The sequence below is a fragment of the Klebsiella sp. S69 genome (assembly GCF_016516145.1).
Taxonomy (GTDB): domain Bacteria; phylum Pseudomonadota; class Gammaproteobacteria; order Enterobacterales; family Enterobacteriaceae; genus Klebsiella; species Klebsiella oxytoca.
Genome location: NZ_JACVUU010000016.1, coordinates 116,130 through 137,309, shown reverse-complemented (window position 1 = coordinate 137,309; position 21,180 = coordinate 116,130). Strand labels below are relative to the sequence as shown.

Here is a 21,180-nt window from a genome sequence, read left to right as displayed (position 1 = left end):
GGGTAAACCCGGCTTTTTACTGCTTAGCGTGCAGAAACTGCACGGCTTTATCCGGAAAATCGGTGAACAAGCCGTCGACATCCGCCTGATGGTACAGCACGTTATAGAGCTGATTGACGTCGATGGCGTAGTCAGGCAATTGATCCGCGCGAACCGTGTATGGATGTACCTGCATGCCGCTGGCGTGCGCCTCTTTCACCATTGCCGTCAGCTTCACGTCTCCCGGTTTCGAGCCTTCCGCCACCAGCATATGGTAGTCCGGACCAATACCGTCAGCGTACTGGGCGATCTGCGCCATTGCCCCTGGTTTGAACATCCAGTCATAGCTGTAGTTCACCCACTTGCCGTCAGCCTGCCGCTGCTGGGTCTCATTCCAGTCGGTATAGGCGATAAGCTGCACCAGATTGAGATCCATCCCCATTTTCGGCTCCAGCTCATGCTTAATACGCTTGAGCTCGTTGGCGTCAAAGCACTGCAGATACACCTTATCCTGCTTGCCGGTGTAACCATATTCCTTCAGCACTTTCAGCGTGCTGGCGGCAATATCCTTGCCTTCCTGATGGTGGAACCACGGCGCTTTGATTTCCGGGTAGATGCCAATGTTTTTGCCGGTCGAATGGTTTAACCCCTGGACAAACTCAATCTCCTCTTCGAAGGTATGAATGCGGAAATCAGATATCCCCATCGGGAAGCGACCCGGATAAGTTTGCACGTTCTTGCCATCTTTCGGTTCAAACCCTTCGGTAAACTTCAGCGACTTTATCTCAGCGAGGGTAAAGTCGATAGCGTAGAAGCGGCCATCTTTACGCGCCCGCTGCGGAAAACGCTGGGCCACGTCGGTCACCCGATCCAGATAGTGGTCATGCAGGACCACCAGCCGGTCATCTTTGGTCATCACCAGGTCTTGCTCAAGGTAATCCGCCCCCTGCGCGTAGGCCATCGCTTTCGCCGGCAGGGTATGTTCCGGCAGATAGCCGCTGGCGCCGCGGTGGGCGATAACGATTTTCTCTCCCGCCACGGCGCTGAAGGAGAGCGCCGTGGCGGCCAGCAGCACTCCGCTCATCAGGGTGGTTAATTGACTTTTCATCGCCGCACCTTAACCTTGTTTCATCTGTTGATGGTGGCGTCGTTCACCCAGCATCACGATAATCAGCAGCACAACCGCCAGCACGCTGCCGCCGATCATCACCATAAAGCCGCCGTCCCAGCCGAAGAAATCGACGGTATAGCCAACGATGGCGCTCGCGGCCACGGAACCGCCGAGATAACCGAACAGGCCGGTGAAGCCCGCAGCGGTGCCGGCGGCTTTTTTCGGCGCCAGCTCCAGCGCATGCAGGCCAATCAGCATCACCGGGCCATAAATCAGGAAGCCGATAATAATCATACAGGCCATATCCACGCCCGGGTTACCCGGCGGGTTCAGCCAGTAGACAACGGTGGCGATGGTGACCAGGGTCATAAAGAAGACACCGGTCGCGCCGCGGTTGCCTTTAAACACTTTATCCGACATCCAGCCGCACAGTAGAGTGCCCGGAATCCCCGCATATTCATAAAGGAAGTAGGCCCAGGAGGATTTATCCAGCGCGAAGTGCTTAACCTCTTTCAGGTAGGTTGGCGACCAGTCAAGAATGCCGTAGCGCAGCAGGTAAACAAACACGTTTGCAACGGCGATGTACCACAACAGCTTGTTCGGCAGGATATACTGCATAAAGATCTGCTTTGCGGTCAGCTCCTCTTCATGCTTCTCGCTGTAGTCATCAGGATAATCGTTTTTATACTCTTCGATCGGCGGCAAACCGCAGGACTGCGGAGTATCGCGCATCATCGCGAAGGCGAAAATCGCCAGCAGGATCGCGCCGAAAGCCGGCATATACAGCGCCGCATGCCAGTCGTTAAACCACGCCATTCCCAGCAGGAACAGCAGCGGCGGGATCCCGCCGCCGACGTTATGCGCGCAGTTCCATACCGACACGATACCGCCGCGCTCTTTCTGCGACCACCAATGCACCATCGTACGTCCGCACGGCGGCCAGCCCATCCCCTGGAACCAGCCGCACAGGAACAGCAGAACGAACATCACCATAATGCTGGAGGTCGCCCAAGGGACGAAGCCCATCACCAGCATCACCAGCGCGGCAAGAATCAAGCCTGCCGGTAAAAAAATGCGCGGATTCGAGCGGTCGGAAACCGACCCCATGATGAATTTCGAAAATCCGTAGGCAATGGAGATACCGGAAAGGGCAAAACCGAGGTCGCCACGGGAGAACCCCTGCTCGATAAGGTAGGGCATTGCTAAAGCAAAGTTCTTACGAACCAAATAGTAAGCAGCATATCCGAAGAAAATACCGATAAAGATCTGCCAGCGTAATCGACGATATAAAGGATCGATTTCCGCGGTTGGCAATCGCGCTTTATGCGCTGCGGGTTTAAATATACTTAACATATCAGCCTCCGTGGCCATTGCTGTTCTTCTGACGTCGACGCAAAAAAACGTAATTTATTCACCAACTTCTGATTTGGTCGCGATAGTAGGCAAAGCGTAAATCTAATACTGTGAAATGTCGCACACTTTGTTACAGAAATATGACAGCATTTTCTAATATGCGCACAAAGTCACAACAAACGCTCGAATTGCGCGCAAATATGCTCGAAATCAAACATTAAATGCTGTCGATATGGCTAAATGATGTAAAACGAAAACAGAGGACGGGGAGATGGCCGATAGTCGTGAATATGACGTCATTATTATTGGCGGCGGCGCCACCGGCGCCGGGATCGCGCGCGACTGCGCGCTGCGCGGGCTAAAGGCAGCGCTGGTGGAGCGCTACGATATCGCCACCGGCGCGACTGGCCGCAATCACGGTCTGCTGCATAGCGGCGCGCGCTATGCGGTCACCGATAGCGAATCAGCGCGCGAGTGCATTAGCGAAAACCGTATATTGCGCCGTATCGCCCGCCACTGCATAGAGCCCACCAGCGGTCTGTTTATTACCTTGCCGGAAGATGACCCGGCGTACCAGTACACCTTTATCAGCGCCTGTCAGCAGGCAGGTATCGAAGCCCAGCCTCTGACGCCCGCCGAAGCGCTGCGTATTGAGCCCGCGGTTAACCCGGCGCTGCTCGGCGCGGTACAGGTTCCCGACGGCACCGTCGATCCTTTCCGCCTCACCGCGGCGAATATGCTCGATGCCCGCGAACATGGCGCGACGATCCTCACCGGCTGCGAAGTCACCGGTCTGCTGCGGCAGGGCGATCGCGTCCATGGCGTCGCGATCTACAATCATCAGCGCCGAGAATCGCGCACGCTGCGCGCTCAGGTGGTGGTCAACGCCGCCGGGATTTGGGGGCAGCGCATCGCAGAGTACGCCGACCTGCGCATCGCGATGTTTCCGGCAAAAGGATCTTTGCTGATCCTCGACCACCGCATTAACCGTCAGGTTATCAACCGCTGCCGCAAACCGGCTGACGCCGATATCCTGGTGCCCGGCGATACTATTTCGCTGATTGGCACCACCTCGATGCATATTCCCTATGACGAAATTGACGACAACCGGGTAACCACCGAGGAAGTCGAAACGCTGCTGCGGGAGGGAGAAAAGCTGGCGCCGATCATGGGGCGGACGCGGGTCCTTCGCGCCTATTCCGGTATACGCCCGCTGGTCGCCAGCGATGACGATCCCAGTGGCCGTAGCGTCAGCCGCGGTATCGTGCTGCTCGACCACGCCCGCCGCGACGGTATGGAAGGCTTCATCACCATCACCGGCGGTAAGCTGATGACCTATCGTCTGATGGCGGAGTGGGCCACGGATGCGCTATGCCGCAAGCTCGGAAATACCGCCCCCTGCACGACCGCCGATACGCCGCTGCCCGGTTCGCAGGAACCGGCGGAAGCCACGCTAAGTAAAATCATCTCGTTACCTGCGCCGCTGCGCGGGTCGGCCATCTACCGCCACGGCGATCGCACCCCGGCATGGCTTGGCGATAGCCGCCAGCGGCGTAGCCTGGTCTGCGAATGCGAGGCGGTCACTGCCGGAGAAGTAGAGTACGCGGTTGAAAACCTGGCGGTGAAAAACCTGCTTGACCTGCGCCGCCGTACCCGCGTCGGCATGGGAACCTGTCAGGGCGAACTGTGCGCCTGCCGCGCCGCCGGGCTGCTCGCGCGTTTTAACGTCACCACCTCCGCGCGATCCCTCACCCAGCTGTCCCAATTTTTGAACGAACGCTGGAAAGGCGTTCAGCCGGTGGCCTGGGGGGATGCGCTGCGCGAAAGCGAGTTTACCCGCTGGGTTTATCTCGGTCTGTGCGGATTAGAAAAGGAGCACCAGGATGAAGTTTGATTGCGCGATTATTGGCGGCGGCCTTGCCGGGCTGCTCTGCGGGCTGGCGCTCAACCAGCGCGGCCTGCGCAGCGTGATTATCAGCCGGGGCCAAAGCGCCCTGCACTTCTCTTCCGCCTCGCTGGATTTGCTCTCGACACTGCCGAATGGCGAAACCGTCACCGATGTTGCTTACGGTATCGGCCAGTTGGCCCGCCAGCTTCCCGAACACCCTTATGCCAGGCTCGGCGCCGAAAGGGTGATGAATTACGCCCGCCAGGCTCAGGCGCTGTTTGCCGACTGCGGGATTGCCATGCAGGGCGATGCCAGCCAGCCGCATCTGCGCGTGACGCCGCTGGGAATCTTACGCGCGGCCTGGCTTTCTCCGCAGGAAATCGCCACCGCGCCGCTGCCCGTCAGCGGCGTCTGCGTCGTTGGCATCAGCGGGTTCGGCGACTTCCAGCCGCATCTTGCCGCGGCCTCTCTGCACCAGCACGGCGTGACCGCCGAAGCCCACGAGATAGAATTACCCCTTCTTGATGTTCTGCGCGATAGCCCATCCGAATTTCGCGCCGCCAATATCGCCCGCCGGCTGGACGATGAAGCGCACTGGCCGGCGCTGCTGGCGGCGCTGCGCCCGCTGGCGCAGCAGCATAATTTACTGATTATGCCCGCCTGCTTCGGCCTCGCCGACGATCGCTTGTACCAGTGGCTGCGGCAGCGTCTGCCCTGCCCGCTGCGCCTGCTGCCTACCCTGCCGCCATCGGTGCCGGGCATGCGCCTGCACGCCCAGCTGCAGCGGCAATTTATCCGCAGCGGCGGGACCTGGCTGACCGGGGATGAAGTCATTGATATCAGCCACCAGGACGGTAGGGTTAACGCGATCTGGACGCGCAATCACGGCGATATTCCGCTGCGTCCGCGCTTCGCTGTGCTGGCCAGCGGCAGCTTTTTCAGCAACGGGCTGGTCGCCGAACGTAGCGGCGTGCGCGAGCCGATCCTCGGTCTGGATCTGCAGCAGACGCTGCCGCGCGAAAGCTGGTATCAGCAGGATTTTTTTGCCTCGCAGCCCTGGCAGCGTTTCGGCCTGAAAACCGATGAGGCTCTGCGTCCCCAGCGTCAGGGGCGGACGCTGGAGAATCTGTTCGCCGTCGGTTCGATCCTCGGCGGTTTTGATGCCATCGCGCTGGGATGCGGCGGCGGCGTGTGCGCAGTGACCGCGCTTCACGCCGCAGGGCTAATTGGCGAGCTTGCCGGAGGTGAGTCATGAACGACACGCGCTTTGAACACTGTATTAAATGCACCGTTTGCACCACCGCCTGCCCGGTCAGCCGGGTTAATCCGCGCTACCCGGGGCCAAAACAGGCCGGGCCGGACGGCGAGCGCCTGCGCCTGAAAGACGGCGCGCTCTACGACGAGGCGTTAAAATACTGCATTAACTGTAAACGCTGTGAAGTCGCCTGCCCTTCAGACGTCAAAATCGGCGATATTATCCAGCGGGCGCGCATGGAATACGGCCGGCAAAAGCCCACGCTGCGCGATACCATCCTCAGCCACACCGATCTGATGGGCACCCTCTCCACGCCGTTTGCTCCGCTGGTAAACGCCGCCACCGGGCTGATGCCGGTACGTCGGGTACTGGATGCCGCGCTCAAAATCGATCACCGCCGCTCGCTGCCCAAATATGGCTTCGGCACCTTTCGCCGCGCGTATCGACAGCTGGCTGGCCAACAGGCGCAGTACGCCGAGCAGGTAGCCTTCTTTCACGGCTGCTATGTGAACTACAACAATCCGCAGTTGGGTAAAGATCTTATCCGGGTGCTCAACGCCATAGGCATCGGCGTGCAGCTATTGCATAAAGAAAAATGCTGCGGCGTGCCGCTCATTGCCAACGGTTTTTTTGCGAAGGCGCGTAAACAGGCACAGAGCAACGTTACCGCGATGCGGGAAAATAACCTGCCAGTGGTGGCGACGTCCTCGACCTGCACTTTTACGCTGCGCGATGAATATCCGCACGTCCTTGATATCGATAATCACGATGTGCGCGACCGGGTTGAACTGGCGACCCGCTGGATCTGGCGTCAGCTGGACGCCGGACGGAAGCTGGCGCTGAAATCGCTGCCGCTGAAGGTGATCTATCACACGCCCTGCCATATGGAGAAGATGGGCTGGTCGCTGTATACCCTTGAGCTATTGCGGCTGATCCCCGGCTTGCAGCTGGAGGTGCTCGACTCGCAATGCTGCGGTATTGCCGGCACCTTCGGCTTCAAGTCGGAGAATTACGACTCATCGCAGGCGATTGGCGCGCCTCTGTTCCGACAAATTGAGGAGAGCGGCGCGGACCTGGTAGTGACCGACTGTGAAACCTGTAAATGGCAGATAGAGATGTCCACCAGTAAACGCTGCGAGCATCCCATCACTCTGCTGGCGCAGGCGTTGGCATGACGCCAGCGCCAACGCCGGGGGGCTAGTAGCTCCCCTTGCCCTCCGCCTGTTCGGCTACCGGCCTGAACATCGCCAGTCGTTTATCCAGCGCGCTGGTATAGAGGTTGGTATCGACGCCAACGGCAACGAAATTCGCCCCCCACGCCAGCGCTTTGTGCGCCATCTCTGGATCGACGGCCAGGAATCCGGCCGCCTTTCCCGCCGCGCGAATGCGGCGGATGCTCTGTTCAATAACCCGCTGCACTTCAGGATGACCGGCGTTATCCGGGTAGCCCAGCGAGGCCGACAGGTCCGCCGGGCCGATAAAGACGCCGTCAATCCCCTCGACTTCAAGGATCGCATCCAGATTATCGAGGGCGGTTTTGCTCTCAACCTGAATCAGCAGGCACAGCTCATCGTTGGCCTGCGCCATATAGTTCTCTACCCTTCCCCAGCGCGCGGCGCGAGCTACCCCGGCGCCGACGCCGCGGGTCCCCAGCGGCGGATAGCGCGTCGCCGAGACAATGTCCCGCGCCTGTTCTGCGGTATCGACCATGGGGATCAGCAGCGTTCTGGCGCCAATATCCAGCACCTGTTTAATCAGGCTACGATTGCCCTCTACCGGACGAATCACCGGCTGGCTGGCGTAGGGCGCAATGGCCTGTAGCTGATGATAAAGATCCTGAATAGTATTCGGCGCATGTTCACCGTCAATCAGCAGCCAGTCGTAACCCGAGGTGGCGGCAATCTCAGCCATATAAGAGGAGGTCGAGCTCAGCCACAGGCCAATTTGTGCTTCCCCTTGCAATAACCCCGCTTTAAATGGGTTCGATAAAATTGCGTTCATAGTTCTCCCTTAAATTAATGCTGTACGCTGCCGGCCTGCGGTACCGTGCGGCTCACGCGCAGTGAAAAGATAATAACAACCCCGATAACCGCCACGCAGGCGAGCGTCAATAATCCGGCAGAATTATTGCCGAACATCGTTTCAGCCTGGACGCGTATAATCGGCGCTAAAAATCCGCCGATCGCGCCAAACAGGTTGACGAAACCAATGCCTGCGGCCAGCGCCGTGCCGGATAACAGCTGCGTCGGCATAGTCCAGAAGACCGGCTGTACGGCAATGACGCCGACGGCGGCAACGCACAGCGCGATGATGGCCAGTACCGGCGACACCAGCCCGGAGACCGCAATGCCAATTGCCGCCGCCAGCAGGGTCAATGCCGCAATATTACGCCGCTCGCCGGTGCGGTCGGAGTAGCGAGGAATCAGCCAGGTACCGAACAGCGCTGCCACCCACGGGATCGCGGTCACCACCGATGCTACAAACCCCACTTTAGTGCCGAGCAGCGCCGCAACCTGGGTCGGCAGGAAGAAGATCAGGCCGTAAACCGCCACCTGAATGGTGAGATAGATAATCGCCAGCTGCCAGACGCGGCCGTTGCGCAGCGCATCGGACAAACGCGAAGTAATCTTTTTCTGCTCTTCGCTGGCCAGCTCGCTGATGAGCGCCTGCTTTTCGGCAGCGGTCAGGAAGCGGGCGTTTTGCGGCGTGTCGTCAAGCCAGAAGAAAGTGAAGAAACCCGCGCCGACCGCCAGTAAGCCTTCAATAATAAACATCCAGAACCAACCGGGATGCCCCATAAAACCGTGCATTTCCAGCAGCGCGCCGGAGAGCGGCGACCCGAGGGTGAGCGCCAGCGGCGCGCCCATATAAAATAACCCCATAATGCTGGCGCGGTTCTGCTGCGGAAACCACTGTGAGGTCAGGTAGATCATGCCCGGAAAGAAACCCGCTTCGGCGGCGCCAAGCAGGGTGCGTACCAGCAGAAATTTCGCTTCCGTATCCGCCCACGCCATCGCCGCTGAAAGAATGCCCCACAGCAAGGTGGTGCAGCCAATCCATTTTCTCGCGCCGAATTTGCGCATCAGCAGGTTGGCAGGTACCCCAAGAAAGGCGTACACCACAAAGAAAATCCCCGCCCCCAGCGCGTAAGCTTCATTGCTGAGGCCGGTATCCAGCTGATAGGTCTCTTTCGCAAAGCCGATATTCGAACGGTCAAGAAACGCCAGCACGTACAGCGCCAGCATAAAGGGGATCAAACGGGCGCGGTTTTTCTTCACCACGCTCTCAAGCAAGGTGTTGCTCATCGTAATATCCTCAACAATAGGCCGCACATCAGCGCTGTGCGGCACGACGGGATCAGTGGCTATAAGGACGTTTCAGGTTGCAGTCGCGGTTCAGCTCGACGCCGAAACCCGGTTTATCCAGAACGGTTTTATGAATGCGCCCGTTCACCGGTACCGGCTCATCAACCAGAATCGGGTCAAACTGCGGACGCATCGTTGAGCAGTCCGGGCTGGTCATCAGGAATTCGCTGAACGGCGTGTTGGTAAAGGTAATGACCGCATGATGCGAATAGACCGACGAGCCGTGCGGCACCACCAGCTGGCCGCGCGATTTGGCGATCGCCGCAATCTCCACCAGCGTGGTCAGACCGCCGCACCAGCCTACGTCAGGCTGCATAATATCGATGCCGGTTTCCGACAGCGTGCGGAAGGATTGCAGCGTGCCGTGGTGCTCGCCGCTGGTGACCATCATTCCGGCCGGGGCATTGCGTTTCAGCTCGCGATAGCCTTCATACTGCTGCGGCGGCAGGCACTCTTCGATCCACTTAAGGTTATAGGGCGCGCAGGCGTGGGCCAGTTTAGTGGCGTAGTTAACGTCCTGGCTCATCCAGCAGTCCAGCATTAGCCAGAAGTCCGGGCCGCATTTTTCGCGCATATCGGCCACCATGGCGGCATCTTTGCGGATCCCCGCATCGCCATCGTGCGGGCCCCAGTGGGTCGGCATCTTGCCGCCAATAAAGCCCATCTCTTTCGCCAGGTCCGGACGGGCCCCGGTAGCGTAGAACTGAATTTCATCGCGTACCGCGCCGCCCAACAGTTTGTATACCGGTAATCCCACCACTTTGCCGAACAGATCCCACAGCGCCAGGTCGATACAGGAGATGGTATTCATCACCAGGCCGCCGGAGCCGGAGTAGTACATGGTGGCGTTGAGCATCTGGTCATGGATCAGTTTGATATCGCTGACGCACTTCCCTTCGATAAAGCGGTTCAGGTGCTTTTCCACAATAAAACAGCCCATCTCGCCGGCGGTTGATACCGCAAAGCCGGTCTGGCCGTTTTCGGCTTCGACTTCAACAATCAGCGTGCCGAGAACGTTGATGCCAAACGACTGGCGGGACTGTTCATACTGTTTATATTTGCTCATCGGCGTGGCGATATGATCGTCAATCCAGTGGTTTGCGCCCTGGTCATGATAGTCGCCGCCGCCAGCGCCTTTCTCTGCGGTAGCGCCGCCGATAAACCAGGCGCGGACGTGTTTAATTTTCGGTAGGGTCATGATCTTCTCCTTATTATGAGGCTTGTTGTTCGAAGGGGCTTTTCCACCCCAGCAGACGAGAAATGTCTTTGGCGCAGGCAATCGCCCTGCCAGCGAGATAATCGCGATTGTCTTCATTGATTTGCAGACGAGTACCCACCACGGAGATGGCGGCGGTCAGCTCGTTATTGGCATTAAAAACCGGCGCCGCCACGCAGCGAACGTCGGGATAATCTTCGCCGTTATCGAAGCTCCAGCCGCGGGCGCGAATACGCCCCAGTTCATCGCGAAGCAACTGGGCGCTGGTGATGGTGGTTGGCGTTGCCCTCTCCCACTGCAGCTCGCTGATAATTGACTCCTGAACCCGCTCGGGCTGCCAGGCAAGCAGGCATTTACCGATACCGGAGCGGTACAGCGACAGGCTTTTACCTTCGTGGGAACGCACGCTGATGGTGGCCGGGGATTCAATCTTCAGAATGTAGTAGGCGTTACCGCCATCGATAATGCCCAGATGGCAGAGCAGTCCGCACTGATCCATTAGCTGCGTCAGGCGCGGACGCGCCAGTTCGCGCAGATCCATTTTGCTCAGCGCGTGACCGGCCAGCTCAACCAGTTTGGTCCACAGACAGTAGTTGTCCTGATTATCCATGCTGAGGAAGCGCTGTTTTCTCAGTTCTCCCAGCAGCAGGTAAGCGGTGCTTTTCGGAATACCCAGTTCGTCAATAATGGTCGCCGCGCTGCACGGACCAATGCGGGCGATCAAATTGAGAATATCGATGGCGCGGGTTAGCGCCGGGACTTTGCTTGATTCCAACATACTGGACTCCAATCCTGAATACTGGAATCAGTGTTGCGGTTGTCGGGTCTGTAAATTGTGAGCGACTTCAAATGACGACGCTATTCCAGCAGGGTGGACGTTCAAGGGGATAGAAATGCGAGATAGTGCACAGAATTTTTAAAAGCAAGTACAGCAGGTTGGACTGATTGCGCGTCGGGTAGGGCTCCCGACGCGGTGTTTTATCTAAACGGCGAGATAGTCAACGACGTTAATCCAGCCGTGTTCACCGGCCACGGGCTGGCCATTCAGCCAGCGGCGCAGCATGTTGAGAGCCATCATCGCGCAGACCTCCTGACGCACCTGCACGCTGTGGCGGTTGGTCGCGAACTTCACCCGCAGCGCGTGGGTGCCGTCCGGCGTGGAAAGCGCAAAGTTCAGGTGATCGCTCTCCTGACCACTCACCGCCAGCGCCAGACCGGCAAAGTGTTTTTCGCGCCGTTCCGCCGCCCAGCGTGCAGACTGCGCCAGGGTCTCCTCCTGCGCCGGAATGACTTCGCTGGCCAACAGCGGGGCATTGACCCGTGAAAGCTGTAGCGCCAGCAGACCGCCGGTGAACTGCTCGCTTAGCGTCAGGCTTAGCTGGCGCTCCTGCAGACGACGGGCGATCTGCGCCGGCAGGCCTTCGGTGCCTTCGAAAACGATGCTCTCTCCGGCCACTTTTTGCACTTCCGGCCACAGCGCCAGCATCGCCTCGCGCTGTTCGGCAGGCCCGGTCAGCTTCAGTTCGATAATCGGCATTGAGGAACGATAGCCCATCACCACGCCCGGCGGCAGTTGTAAATGCTCGAGGCTCTGCGCCAGCTCGCTTTCGGAACGACCGAAGGTGGTCAGACGCAGACACAGCGGCGCGGCGGGCAGCGGAAAACGTTCGCGCAGGCGCGGTAAGATTTCCTGCTCGACCATTATCTTAAATTCAGACGGCACGCCGGGAGTGAAAAACATCTGGCAGCGGTTTAGCTGAACGGCAAAACCGCAGGCGGTTCCGACCGGATTGTTGATCATCTCGGCGCTTTGCGGAATTTCCGCCTGTTTACGGTTGCTGGCGGCCATAGGCCTTCCGCGCTCGGCAAAGAAACGGGTCATGGTTTCCAGCCACGCTTCATGCAGAATCAGCCCTTCACCTTTGGCGGTCGCTGCGGCAAGCGCGCTTAAATCATCGCTGGTCGGGCCCAGACCGCCGTTGACGATCAGCACATCGGCATGCTCGCTGCGCTCGCGTAAAATCGCCACCAGGGAGTCAAGATCGTCACCCACGGTATGGCGACGCTTTAAAGGTAATCCTTGATTAAAAAAGAAATCCGCCAGCCACGCGGCATTGGTATCGATGATTTGCCCATGCAGCACTTCATCGCCGGTGGACAGCATTTCCACGTTTAACATTGTCAACTCCAGCCTGATAAGTAGAAATACTATATCGCAAAGCGGCTGGCGAAAAAGCCTGAAAATCAGGCGCGGCGGAATACCGCGCCGAAGGGGTTAGAAGCTGGCGTTAACGCCGACGTACGGGCCGTCCGCGACCGCGTTATCGCGGTTGCCGTCTTTACCCGCCAGGTTAAGGTAGCGATAACCGGCTTCAATGCTCAGAGGACGCATAATGGTAAAGCGCGCGCCGGCATTAGCTTCCTGATAACTGTCGATACCGCTGGAGAGCGAATCAGGAGAATAATAATATTCGCCGAACAGGCGGAAGCTGTCGCCGATCTTCCACTGCAGGCCGCCGCCAACCGCTGCTGCGTAGCCCTCATCGCCGTTATTCGGATTGGTATAAACCCCTTTACCGCCAACGGTGGCAAGGAATGGACCTAAAGGGATGTTCAGCCCCAGTCCCAGGCCTGCCGCATCGCCGTCGTCATCGTTATGCAGCCAGTTGCCGGTTACCGCCAGGCCGGTAGATTCCGTGCCAAATCCGACGCCAAGGTTCGTGTAGTGCTCGCCGGCCTGTCCGCTGAAGCTGATCGCATGCGCCGCCGTTGAGACGAACATCATGCCAGCGAGGGCCGCAAATATACTTTTTTTCATTTTTACTCTATCCAACAAACAAGAATTAAAAAGTCCCAAAAAACCGCGAAATTGTACTGCCGAACGTTAAGGAATCAATGCGCTAAGACGAGCTTTACCATTGTGATTGTAACCAGTTGCTACCGGAGCCAGGCCAACGGACGCGGGTATCAAATCGATAGCCAGAGCCAGATTGTCCGTGTTGGATATTTATTCTACAAATAGCGCTCAGCTTATTCTGCCCTTGCGGGAAATGAATAAGTTACATAAAACTTTGTCAGGAGATAAAGATGAGCAAAAAAGGATTAACCACCGGCTCCGGCGCGCCGGTTGTCGATAATAACAATGTCATCACCGCAGGTCCTCGCGGCCCGATGCTGCTGCAGGATGTCTGGTTTCTGGAAAAACTGGCCCACTTCGACCGGGAGGTTATCCCGGAACGCCGAATGCACGCAAAAGGCTCCGGCGCTTACGGTAAATTAACGGTCACTCACGATATCAGCCGCTACACGCGCGCAAAAATGTTCGCCGAGGTCGGTAAAACCACCGATCTGTTCCTGCGCTTTTCCACCGTTGCCGGAGAACGCGGCGCCGCAGACGCCGAGCGCGACATCCGCGGCTTCGCTATCAAGTTTTATACCGAAGAGGGCAACTGGGATCTGGTAGGCAATAATACCCCTGTTTTTTATCTTCGCGACCCGCTGAAATTCCCGGACCTGAACCACGTAGTGAAGCGCGATCCGCGCACCAACCTGCGCAACCCTACCTGGAAGTGGGATTTTTTCTCCCTGCTGCTCGAAACGCTGCATCAGTTGACTATCGACTTCAGCGACCGCGGCATCCCGCGCTCTTATCGCCATATGCACGGCTTCGGCAGCCACGCGTTCAGCTTTATAAATGCCGACAATCAACGTTTTTGGGTGAAATTCCACTTTAAATCCCAGCAGGGGATCGCCAACCTGATGGATGATGAAGCAAAACGTCTGGTGGCCGAGGACCGCGAGAGTTCGCAGCGCGATCTCTATGAGTCGATTGAAAGAGGCGATTTTCCGCGCTGGACCTTTTACGTGCAGATCATGCCGGAAGCAGAAGCCAGCCGGGTCCCTTACCATCCTTTCGATCTGACCAAAGTATGGCCGCATAGTGATTATCCGCTGATAGAAGTGGGGGTACTTGAGCTCAACCGCAACCCGGACAACTATTTCGCCGAGGTTGAGCAGGTTGCGATGAATCCGGCTAACGTGGTGCCTGGCGTCAGCTTCTCTCCGGATCGCATGCTGCAGGGTCGTTTATTCTCCTACGGCGACACCCAGCGCTACCGCCTGGGCGTTAACCATCATCAGATTCCGGTCAATGCGCCGCGCTGCCCGTTCCATAACTACCATCGCGATGGCGCGATGCGCGTCGACGGCAATAGCGGCAACGGCGTCACCTATGAGCCAAACAGCTTCGGCCTCTATCAGGAGCAGCCGGACTTTAGCGAACCGCCTTTAAATCTTGAAGGCGCGGCGGCTCACTGGAATCATCGGGAAGATAACGACTATTTTAGCCAACCGCGCGCGCTGTTCGGGCTATTAAGCGAAGACGAGCATCAGCGTATGTTCCATCGAATCGCCAGCGATATGCGGGATATCCCTGAATTTATCCAGCAGCGACAAATTAGCCTGTTTAGTCAAGTCCATCCCGAGTACGGCGCGGGCGTGGCCGCGGCGCTGAAAGTCTTACAGAAAACCCTGTAAACACAAACGGCAGCCGCACGTGGGCTGCCGTTTGACGAAAACGTTTTAGGGGTTAGTGCTGAAGCTTAGCGAGCTGCCGCAGCGACAGTCCGGTTAGCTTTGCGACCTGGTCACGCTCAAGCCCCTCTTCCAGCATCGCCCGGGCGATGCGTTTTGTCGCCGCTAGTTGCCCTTCATTTCTGCCTTCATTACGACCTTCCTGTCGGCCCTTGCGCAAACCTTTTTCTATCCCCGCCTTCATTCCCTGAAGCATCCCCTCTTTGCGACCTCGCTCTTCGAGAAAATGAGCAATATTCTTCATCGTCTCCTTATGCGGCTTGAGTGACGTCTTTTGCGCTAGCTTGCGTAAAAAAGCCACCGGATCGGCGGCGTTGCCCGCCTGAAGCATATAATTCAGCAACGTTTTAAACTGCCGACGGGTAGTGTATCCCGGGGACAATATTCTGACCAGTTGCTCTGAGATGTCCATCATATCCCGCTGCCGAATATGCTTTTGCAACAGTTCCAGCATAGCGACCCGCCGGTGCTGTATCAGCTGGTCATCTGGGATCTCAGTCACGTCTATTAGCGGAAAGTTCTGGCTATAGAGCCGCTCGGCCACCTCTGGTAGAGAAAAACCGTCCAGCCAGCGCGTTGAGTACGGGTAGGGACTGATTCTGCCGTGATAAAACAGCAGAGGAATAACCAGCGGCAGCTAATGATGGCCCCAACCCATTAACCTGCGCTCACCCTACCACCGCTCGCGCTCAACGCGTATTTTCGCTTGCGGTTTGCCGAGGCAGCTCGCAAACTGGACCATCCCGTGATATATCCCTGCCACCATTAAGGAGAAGTTATGCGTCAAAGGACTATTGTCTGCCCGCTCATTCAACATGAGGGTCACTATCTGTTGTGCAAAATGGCCGACGATCGCGGGGTATTTCCCGGGCAGTGGGCGCTCTCCGGCGGCGGCGTCGAGCCCGGCGAACGCATCGAAGCGGCGCTGCGGCGGGAAATTCGCGAAGAGCTGGGCGAAAAACTGCAGCTAACCCACATCACACCATGGACCTTTAGCGATGACGTACGGGTTAAAACCTACGCCGATGGCCGTCAGGAAGAAATATATATGATTTATCTTATCTTCGACTGCGTCAGCGCCAATCGCGAAGTAACCATCAACGAGGAGTTTCAGGACTACGCCTGGGTAAAAGCGGAAGATCTTCCCCACTATGATTTGAACGAGGCGACCCGGAAGACGCTCACCCTGAAAGGCCTACTCTGAACCCACAGTCAAAAAGCGCAGCCTGACCATCAGCCCGCCCAGCGTTTCGCTACGCAGCAGCTGCGGATGGCTGCGATGCAGGCGTGCAATATCGCTGACCAGCGCCAGTCCGAGCCCGGCGCCGGGGTTATCACCAACGTTTTCCAGACGGTGGAAAGGCATGAGCGCCTGCTGGATCTGCGCATCATCAATTCCCGGCCCGCTGTCTTCAACATCCAGCAGCACCGCCTCCCCTTAACGATGCAGGCTGACCGTGACGATACCGCCCTGCGGCGTATAGCGGATCGCGTTATCCAACAGATTTGCGCACAGCTCGCTCAACAGCACGCCATCGCCAGCGATAGTCACCGTTGAGGGTTCCCCCTCATAGCCGAGATCGATAGCTTTGCTCCGCGCCTGCTGAAGACGGGAAAAGCAGCTGTTGTGGACGATCTCATACAGATCCACCGGCGGAAACGCGTGTTCTCCCTGCTCTTTACGTTTGATGGTAGCCAGCTGTAGCAGGCGTTCGGTAAGCAGAATCGTACTGTCCAGCGTGCCGCTCATCGCCTCCAGACTCTCTCGCCACAGCCGGGGATCGCCGCTCGCCAGCGCCACCGAAGCCTGGGTTTTCAGCACCGCCAGCGGCGTTTTTAACTGGTGAGAAGCATCGGCGCTAAACCGCTCCTGCCGGGAGATCATCGCCCGCAGCCGGTCGATATAGCGGTTAAAAGCAACAATCAATAAACGGGTTTCCGACCACGGCAGCAGTTCCGGCAGCGGCGTCAACAGGCCGGGTTCGCGCCGCACCATGAGCGCCGAAAGCCGACGCATCGGCCGCAGCACCCGACGCAGCAGCCAGCCGGTGAGCACCAGCGTCAACAGCACCAATAGCCCCTGCGAGATCCACGATGAAAACAGCAGCTGTCCCGCCAGCCAGCGCCGCGACTGCAGCGTTTCGGCGATATAGATTTCCGCCATTCCCACAACGCCGCCTTCGTTAACCGGCTGCAGCAGCCGCGCCACGCGGATGGCCTGACCGCGATACTCGGTATGATAAAACCACGCCAGCGCCGGATAGAGCTCGGTACGAGAGGTTGAGGGCGGCATCGATGGCAGATCGTCAAAACCGGAAATCACCCGCTTACCGGGATCGAGTACCTTATAGTACAGGCGATCGTTCATATTCAGCTCGAAGCTATCGAGCACCACCCAGGGGACATTCACCTCCAGTCTGCCGCCGCGTACCACCAGGCGTTCCGCCACCGTGCGGGCGGAGGAGAGCAGCGTACGATCGTAAGCCTGAGTCGCCGCCTGCAGAGCGCTGACGTAGCTATTGAATGCCGACAGCCCCCACAGTAACACCAGCGGCAGGCCAAGAAACAGCAGCAGCTGAGCGAATAACGACTGCGGCTTACCCCACCTCATCGGCGAGCTCCAGCACGTAACCCAGGCCACGCAGGGTCACAATTCGCACGTTGCTCTCCTGAAGTTTCTTCCGCAGACGATGGATATATAGCTCGATGCTTTCCGGGCTGACGTCATCGTTAAGGCTGAAGACCTGTTCAAACAGCTGCTGGCGCGACACCGGACGCGTGCGGCGAAACATCAGCACCGTCAGCAGCGCCTGCTCGCGCGGGGTCAACGATAGCGTCTGTCCGCGCAGTAAAAAATAGCCTTCATCGCGATATTCCAGAGAGCCGATCTGCTGAATCTCATGCACCTGGCCTTCGCTACGCCGCAGCAGTGCGCGCAGCCTGGCGTCCAGCTCTTCAAGTTCAAACGGTTTTGGTAAATAGTCATCGGCGCCGACGTTGAGCCCTTTTACCCGATCCGCCACCGCGCTGCGTGCGGTCAGCAGCAAAACGGGAAGGGTTTGTCCGCGCTTTCGCAGACGCTGCACGACTTCCAGGCCATCGAAGCCCGGCATGCCGATATCCAGTACCGCCAGCGCGTATTTTTCGCTTTGCAACAGATGATCGGCCGCCCGGCCATCAAATACGCAGTCCACGGCAAACCCGCCCTGTACCAGCGCTTTCTCCAGCCAGTGAGCCAGCTCACGGTTATCTTCTGCCAGTAAGAGACGCATATCACATCCTGTAAAGTTGCTGCCGCATTGAAAGGGAAATGAAAGGTAATTGTTTTAACAATCACGCAACCGAATAGCCACAAGCCGGTTCACATAATCAAAAAAACGTCCCCTGTATCTGACTGAGGAAGCCTATGAATATCCCGTTCCTTCGCCCTCTTAGCGCTATCGCGTTATGCCTTTTTACCGCCTCTGCCTGGGCCGCCGAAGCGCCTTCCCGTACCGAATGTATCGCGCCCGCCAAGCCCGGCGGCGGCTTCGATCTCACCTGTAAGCTGATTCAGGTGAGCCTGATGGAAACCGGCGCCATCCAAAAACCGATGCGCGTCACCTATATGCCCGGCGGCGTAGGCGCAGTGGCCTATAACGCTATCGTCGCCCAGCGCCCCGGAGAACCCGGCACCGTTGTCGCCTTCTCCGGCGGCTCGCTGCTCAACCTGGCGCAGGGCAAGTTTGGCCGCTACGGCGTGGATGATGTCCGCTGGCTGGCCAGCGTCGGCACCGATTACGGCATGATTGCCGTCCGCGCCGACTCGCCGTGGAAAGATCTGCCGTCGTTTATGGCGGCAATGGAAAAAAATCCCGCCAGTATCGTCATCGGTGCCGGCGCCTCAATCGGCAGCCAGGACTGGATGAAAGCGGCGCTGCTGGCGCAGAAAGCAAACGTCGATCCGCACAAAATGCGCTACGTGGCGTTTGAGGGCGGTGGCGAACCGGTCACCGCGCTGCTGGGTAATCACGTGCAGGCAGTATCCGGCGATCTCAGCGAAATGGTGCCTTATCTCCAGAGCAATAAAATCCGCGTGCTGGCGGTTTTCGCTAACGAAAGGCTGCCCGGCGCGCTCGCCGATGTCCCTACCGCCAAAGAGCAGGGCTATGACCTGGTGTGGCCGATTATTCGCGGTTTCTTCGTCGGCCCGAAAGTCAGCGATGCCGATTATCAGTGGTGGGTGGCGGAGTTCACTCGACTGCAGCAGACCGACGCGTTTAAAAAACAGCGCGAGCTGCGCGGCCTGTTTGAATTCAATTTGAACGGGAAAGAGCTGGACGCCTACGTCAAAAAGCAGGTGGAAGAGTATCGCCTGCAGGCGAAATCTTTTGGCCTGGCCAAATAACCCACGGAGGCTGCGATGAGCGATCGTATTTTTGCCGGAATATGGCTGCTGCTCTGCGTAGGGGGGATGTTTATCGCCTGGCAAATCCACAGCGAATACGCCTATGAACCCGTCGGCCCACGCCCCTTTCCGGTCGGCATTATCGGCCTGATGCTGCTGTGCTCCGTTTTGCTGCTACTGCGGCGGCCCGACGCAATCTCCTGGCCCGGGCGTCTGGTTTTACAACGGCTGTTGACGATGGTCGTGGCATTGGCGGTTTATGCGTGGGGTTTTGAATGGCTGGGGTTTCCTCTGGCCACCGCGCTGCTGACCGCTGTTTTTGGCCTGCTGTTTGGCGCCACCCTGCCCGCTGCTGGGGTAGCAGGCGTCGCGATGGGCATCGCGCTGTGGTACGTCTTTGACGCCCTGCTTGATGTCACCCTGCCGCTCGGCGTCTGGTTAAGTTAACGGAGAAGGTTATGGATATCTGGATTTATCTGTCGCAGGGCTTCGCTGTCGCCATGACGCCGGGCAACCTGACGATCGCGCTGATCGGCTGCTTCGTCGGCACCATCGTCGGACTCCTGCCGGGTCTCGGCCCGATTAACGGCGTGGCGATCCTGTTGCCGCTGGCCTTTGCCCTGCACCTGCCCGCAGAATCGGCGTTAATTCTGCTGGCTACGGTCTATATTGGATGTGAATACGGCGGGCGTATTTCGTCGATCCTGCTCAACGTGCCCGGCGATGCCGCCGCCATTATGACCGCCATCGACGGTTACCCGATGGCGCAGCAGGGACGCGGCGGCGTGGCGCTGTCGATCTCTGCCGTGAGCTCCTTTGTGGGTTCAACGATCGCTATCGGCGGGATCATCCTGTTCGCGCCGGTGCTGGCGCAGTGGTCGCTGGCGTTCGGTCCGGCGGAATATTTCGCCCTGATGATTTTTGCCATCGCCTGCCTCGGCAGCATGATGGCGCAAAATCCGCTGAAATCGTTTCTCGCCGCGTTAATCGGGTTGGGGCTGGCGACGGTGGGCGTTGATGCCAATACCGGGGTGTACCGTTTCACTTTCGATAGCGTTCATCTTTCAGACGGCGTGCAGTTTATCGTGGTGGTGATTGGGCTCTTTTCGGTTTCGGAGATTTTGCTGATGCTGGAGAGCACCAGCAGCGGACAGAGGCTGGTACGTAAAACCGGGCGCATGCTGTTTAACGCCAAAGAGGCGGGCCAGTGCGTGGGCGCGACGCTGCGTTCATCGGTGGTGGGCTTTTTTGTCGGTATTCTGCCGGGCGCGGGGGCGACCATTGCCAGCGCCATCACCTATATGACCGAGAAAAAGCTCAGCGGTAACAGCGATACCTTCGGTAAGGGCGATATTCGCGGCGTGGCGGCGCCGGAGGCGGCAAATAACGCCTCCGCCTGCGGATCGTTCATTCCGATGCTTACCCTCGGCGTCCCCGGCTCCGGAACTACCGCGGTGATGATGGGCGCCCTGACCCTCTACAATATCACTCCGGGTCCGGCGATGTTTACCGAGCAGCCGGATATCGTCTGGGGATTAATTGCCGCGCTGCTGATCGCCAACGTGATGCTGCTGATTATGAACATTCCGCTGATCGGTCTGTTCACCCGCATGCTGACGATCCCGCTGTGGTTTCTGGCCCCGGCCATCGCCGCCGTGTCCGCGGTCGGCGTCTACGCGGTACACAGCACTACCTTCGACCTGCTGTTGATGGTTGGGCTGGGCGTGCTGGGCTACATTATGCGTAAGATGCACTTCCCGATGTCGCCGTTGATCTTAGGGTTTGTGCTGGGCGAGATGCTGGAGCAGAACCTGCGCCGCGCGCTGTCCATCAGTAACGGCAACGTGGGGATTTTGTGGCAAAGCGGCGTAACTAAAACGCTCCTGGTGTTAGCCATCGCGGTGCTTGTTGTCCCTCCGCTGCTGCGTTACTGGCGCAAACGTCAGCTTAACACGCAGGGCGACCTGCCCTCTTCCTGATGCGCAACGAAACTGGCGGTCGCTCAGCGCCGCCAGTCTCGGTATACGTTGAAT

General features: G+C 58.2%; 17 protein-coding genes and 2 pseudogenes. 8 read left to right on the top strand and 11 right to left on the bottom strand.

Annotation, left to right across the window (positions count from 1 at the left end):
* Window positions 1-16: 16 nt before the first annotated feature.
* Window positions 17-1,087, bottom strand: coding sequence for a glycerophosphodiester phosphodiesterase (glpQ, locus tag IAE27_RS16775; RefSeq protein ID WP_115239357.1), 1,071 nt, complete (start codon window positions 1,085-1,087; stop codon window positions 17-19).
* A gap of 9 nt (window positions 1,088-1,096) precedes the next feature.
* Window positions 1,097-2,443 (bottom strand): glycerol-3-phosphate transporter, encoded by a 1,347-nt coding sequence (gene glpT, locus IAE27_RS16770; RefSeq protein ID WP_004104004.1) that lies wholly within the window; start codon window positions 2,441-2,443, stop codon window positions 1,097-1,099.
* 271 nt (window positions 2,444-2,714) lie between these two features.
* Here glpT and glpA point away from each other — a divergent pair, with 271 nt between their 5' ends.
* The 3 genes from glpA to glpC are packed head-to-tail and all read left to right on the top strand — an operon-like array spanning window position 2,715 to window position 6,761.
* Entirely contained in the window at window positions 2,715-4,337 is a 1,623-nt protein-coding gene (gene glpA / locus IAE27_RS16765) for an anaerobic glycerol-3-phosphate dehydrogenase subunit A (RefSeq protein WP_004104005.1), read from the top strand.
* Window positions 4,327-5,586 carry a glycerol-3-phosphate dehydrogenase subunit GlpB gene (glpB, locus tag IAE27_RS16760; RefSeq protein ID WP_115239356.1) on the top strand — a complete coding sequence of 420 codons (1,260 nt, stop codon included), beginning with the start codon at window positions 4,327-4,329 and terminating at the stop codon, window positions 5,584-5,586. Before glpA ends, glpB begins: the two co-directional genes overlap by 11 nt.
* Entirely contained in the window at window positions 5,583-6,761 is a 1,179-nt protein-coding gene (gene glpC / locus IAE27_RS16755) for an anaerobic glycerol-3-phosphate dehydrogenase subunit GlpC (protein WP_004114188.1), read from the top strand. The genes glpB and glpC overlap by 4 nt, the downstream gene beginning before the upstream one ends.
* Window positions 6,762-6,783: 22 nt before the next feature.
* Here glpC and yfaU read toward each other — a convergent pair whose 3' ends face one another.
* The 6 genes from yfaU to IAE27_RS16725 all read right to left on the bottom strand — a co-directional run bounded on the left by yfaU (window position 6,784) and on the right by IAE27_RS16725 (window position 12,985).
* Window positions 6,784-7,587: a 2-keto-3-deoxy-L-rhamnonate aldolase gene (gene yfaU / locus IAE27_RS16750; protein WP_004104012.1), complete on the bottom strand. Its 804-nt coding sequence runs from the start codon at window positions 7,585-7,587 to the stop codon at window positions 6,784-6,786.
* A gap of 14 nt (window positions 7,588-7,601) precedes the next feature.
* Window positions 7,602-8,891: an MFS transporter gene (locus IAE27_RS16745; protein WP_004104014.1), complete on the bottom strand. Its 1,290-nt coding sequence runs from the start codon at window positions 8,889-8,891 to the stop codon at window positions 7,602-7,604.
* Between the two features lie 52 nt (window positions 8,892-8,943).
* Complete coding sequence (rhmD, locus tag IAE27_RS16740; protein WP_004104015.1) at window positions 8,944-10,149, bottom strand: L-rhamnonate dehydratase; 1,206 nt, start codon at window positions 10,147-10,149, stop codon at window positions 8,944-8,946.
* 13 nt (window positions 10,150-10,162) lie between these two features.
* Window positions 10,163-10,945, bottom strand: a complete 783-nt coding sequence (locus tag IAE27_RS16735) for an IclR family transcriptional regulator (protein ID WP_004104016.1) — start codon at window positions 10,943-10,945, stop codon at window positions 10,163-10,165.
* A 204-nt stretch (window positions 10,946-11,149) separates the two neighbouring features.
* Window positions 11,150-12,346 carry a nicotinamide mononucleotide deamidase-related protein YfaY gene (locus IAE27_RS16730; RefSeq protein ID WP_070555596.1) on the bottom strand — a complete coding sequence of 399 codons (1,197 nt, stop codon included), beginning with the start codon at window positions 12,344-12,346 and terminating at the stop codon, window positions 11,150-11,152.
* 96 nt (window positions 12,347-12,442) lie between these two features.
* Window positions 12,443-12,985: a YfaZ family outer membrane protein gene (locus IAE27_RS16725; protein ID WP_004114193.1), complete on the bottom strand. Its 543-nt coding sequence runs from the start codon at window positions 12,983-12,985 to the stop codon at window positions 12,443-12,445.
* A gap of 269 nt (window positions 12,986-13,254) precedes the next feature.
* Between IAE27_RS16725 and IAE27_RS16720 the strand changes: the two genes are divergently transcribed.
* Window positions 13,255-14,703 (top strand): catalase, encoded by a 1,449-nt coding sequence (locus IAE27_RS16720; protein ID WP_200092689.1) that lies wholly within the window; start codon window positions 13,255-13,257, stop codon window positions 14,701-14,703.
* A 52-nt stretch (window positions 14,704-14,755) separates the two neighbouring features.
* On the opposite strand, the pseudogene IAE27_RS16715 reads toward IAE27_RS16720, so the two are convergent.
* Window positions 14,756-15,397 (bottom strand): annotated as a pseudogene (locus IAE27_RS16715) (Rpn family recombination-promoting nuclease/putative transposase); the annotation flags it as partial.
* Window positions 15,398-15,538: 141 nt separating this feature from the next.
* Between IAE27_RS16715 and nudI the strand changes: the two are divergent.
* Entirely contained in the window at window positions 15,539-15,964 is a 426-nt protein-coding gene (gene nudI, locus IAE27_RS16710; protein ID WP_004104021.1) for a nucleoside triphosphatase NudI, read from the top strand.
* Here the strand turns inward: nudI and IAE27_RS16705 are convergent.
* Both IAE27_RS16705 and tctD read right to left on the bottom strand, forming a co-directional pair.
* Window positions 15,956-17,371: pseudogene (locus IAE27_RS16705) on the bottom strand (sensor histidine kinase). The gene nudI and the pseudogene IAE27_RS16705 sit on opposite strands and share 9 nt — an antisense overlap.
* A complete protein-coding gene (tctD, locus tag IAE27_RS16700) occupies window positions 17,358-18,032 on the bottom strand; it encodes a transcriptional regulator TctD (protein WP_016809054.1) in 675 nt (224 codons plus the stop codon). The pseudogene IAE27_RS16705 and the gene tctD overlap by 14 nt, the downstream one beginning before the upstream one ends.
* A gap of 134 nt (window positions 18,033-18,166) precedes the next feature.
* Between tctD and IAE27_RS16695 the strand changes: the two genes are divergently transcribed.
* From IAE27_RS16695 to IAE27_RS16685, 3 genes are read left to right on the top strand one after another with little or no spacing between them, the layout of a single operon-like run.
* Entirely contained in the window at window positions 18,167-19,147 is a 981-nt protein-coding gene (locus IAE27_RS16695) for a Bug family tripartite tricarboxylate transporter substrate binding protein (RefSeq protein WP_070555602.1), read from the top strand.
* Window positions 19,148-19,162: 15 nt separating this feature from the next.
* The gene (locus tag IAE27_RS16690; RefSeq protein WP_016808363.1) at window positions 19,163-19,594 is read left to right on the top strand and encodes a tripartite tricarboxylate transporter TctB family protein; all 432 of its coding nucleotides are present in this window, start codon (window positions 19,163-19,165) and stop codon (window positions 19,592-19,594) included.
* Between the two features lie 11 nt (window positions 19,595-19,605).
* Window positions 19,606-21,126, top strand: coding sequence for a tripartite tricarboxylate transporter permease (locus IAE27_RS16685; protein ID WP_004114208.1), 1,521 nt, complete (start codon window positions 19,606-19,608; stop codon window positions 21,124-21,126).
* Window positions 21,127-21,180 lie beyond the last annotated feature (54 nt).

Bases quoted from the DNA above. Each gene is read 5' to 3' on its own strand.
- IAE27_RS16685 (WP_004114208.1), top strand. From the start codon at position 19,606: ATGGATATCTGGATTTATCTGTCGCAGGGCTTCGCTGTCGCCATGACG.
- IAE27_RS16730 (WP_070555596.1), bottom strand. From the start codon at position 12,346: ATGTTAAACGTGGAAATGCTGTCCACCGGCGATGAAGTGCTGCATGGG.
- glpT (WP_004104004.1), bottom strand. From the start codon at position 2,443: ATGTTAAGTATATTTAAACCCGCAGCGCATAAAGCGCGATTGCCAACC.
- glpB (WP_115239356.1), top strand. From the start codon at position 4,327: ATGAAGTTTGATTGCGCGATTATTGGCGGCGGCCTTGCCGGGCTGCTC.
- glpA (WP_004104005.1), top strand. From the start codon at position 2,715: ATGGCCGATAGTCGTGAATATGACGTCATTATTATTGGCGGCGGCGCC.
- yfaU (WP_004104012.1), bottom strand. From the start codon at position 7,587: ATGAACGCAATTTTATCGAACCCATTTAAAGCGGGGTTATTGCAAGGG.
- IAE27_RS16735 (WP_004104016.1), bottom strand. From the start codon at position 10,945: ATGTTGGAATCAAGCAAAGTCCCGGCGCTAACCCGCGCCATCGATATT.
- IAE27_RS16690 (WP_016808363.1), top strand. From the start codon at position 19,163: ATGAGCGATCGTATTTTTGCCGGAATATGGCTGCTGCTCTGCGTAGGG.
- glpC (WP_004114188.1), top strand. From the start codon at position 5,583: ATGAACGACACGCGCTTTGAACACTGTATTAAATGCACCGTTTGCACC.
- rhmD (WP_004104015.1), bottom strand. From the start codon at position 10,149: ATGACCCTACCGAAAATTAAACACGTCCGCGCCTGGTTTATCGGCGGC.
- tctD (WP_016809054.1), bottom strand. From the start codon at position 18,032: ATGCGTCTCTTACTGGCAGAAGATAACCGTGAGCTGGCTCACTGGCTG.
- IAE27_RS16695 (WP_070555602.1), top strand. From the start codon at position 18,167: ATGAATATCCCGTTCCTTCGCCCTCTTAGCGCTATCGCGTTATGCCTT.
- IAE27_RS16745 (WP_004104014.1), bottom strand. From the start codon at position 8,891: ATGAGCAACACCTTGCTTGAGAGCGTGGTGAAGAAAAACCGCGCCCGT.
- glpQ (WP_115239357.1), bottom strand. From the start codon at position 1,087: ATGAAAAGTCAATTAACCACCCTGATGAGCGGAGTGCTGCTGGCCGCC.
- IAE27_RS16720 (WP_200092689.1), top strand. From the start codon at position 13,255: ATGAGCAAAAAAGGATTAACCACCGGCTCCGGCGCGCCGGTTGTCGAT.
- nudI (WP_004104021.1), top strand. From the start codon at position 15,539: ATGCGTCAAAGGACTATTGTCTGCCCGCTCATTCAACATGAGGGTCAC.
- IAE27_RS16725 (WP_004114193.1), bottom strand. From the start codon at position 12,985: ATGAAAAAAAGTATATTTGCGGCCCTCGCTGGCATGATGTTCGTCTCA.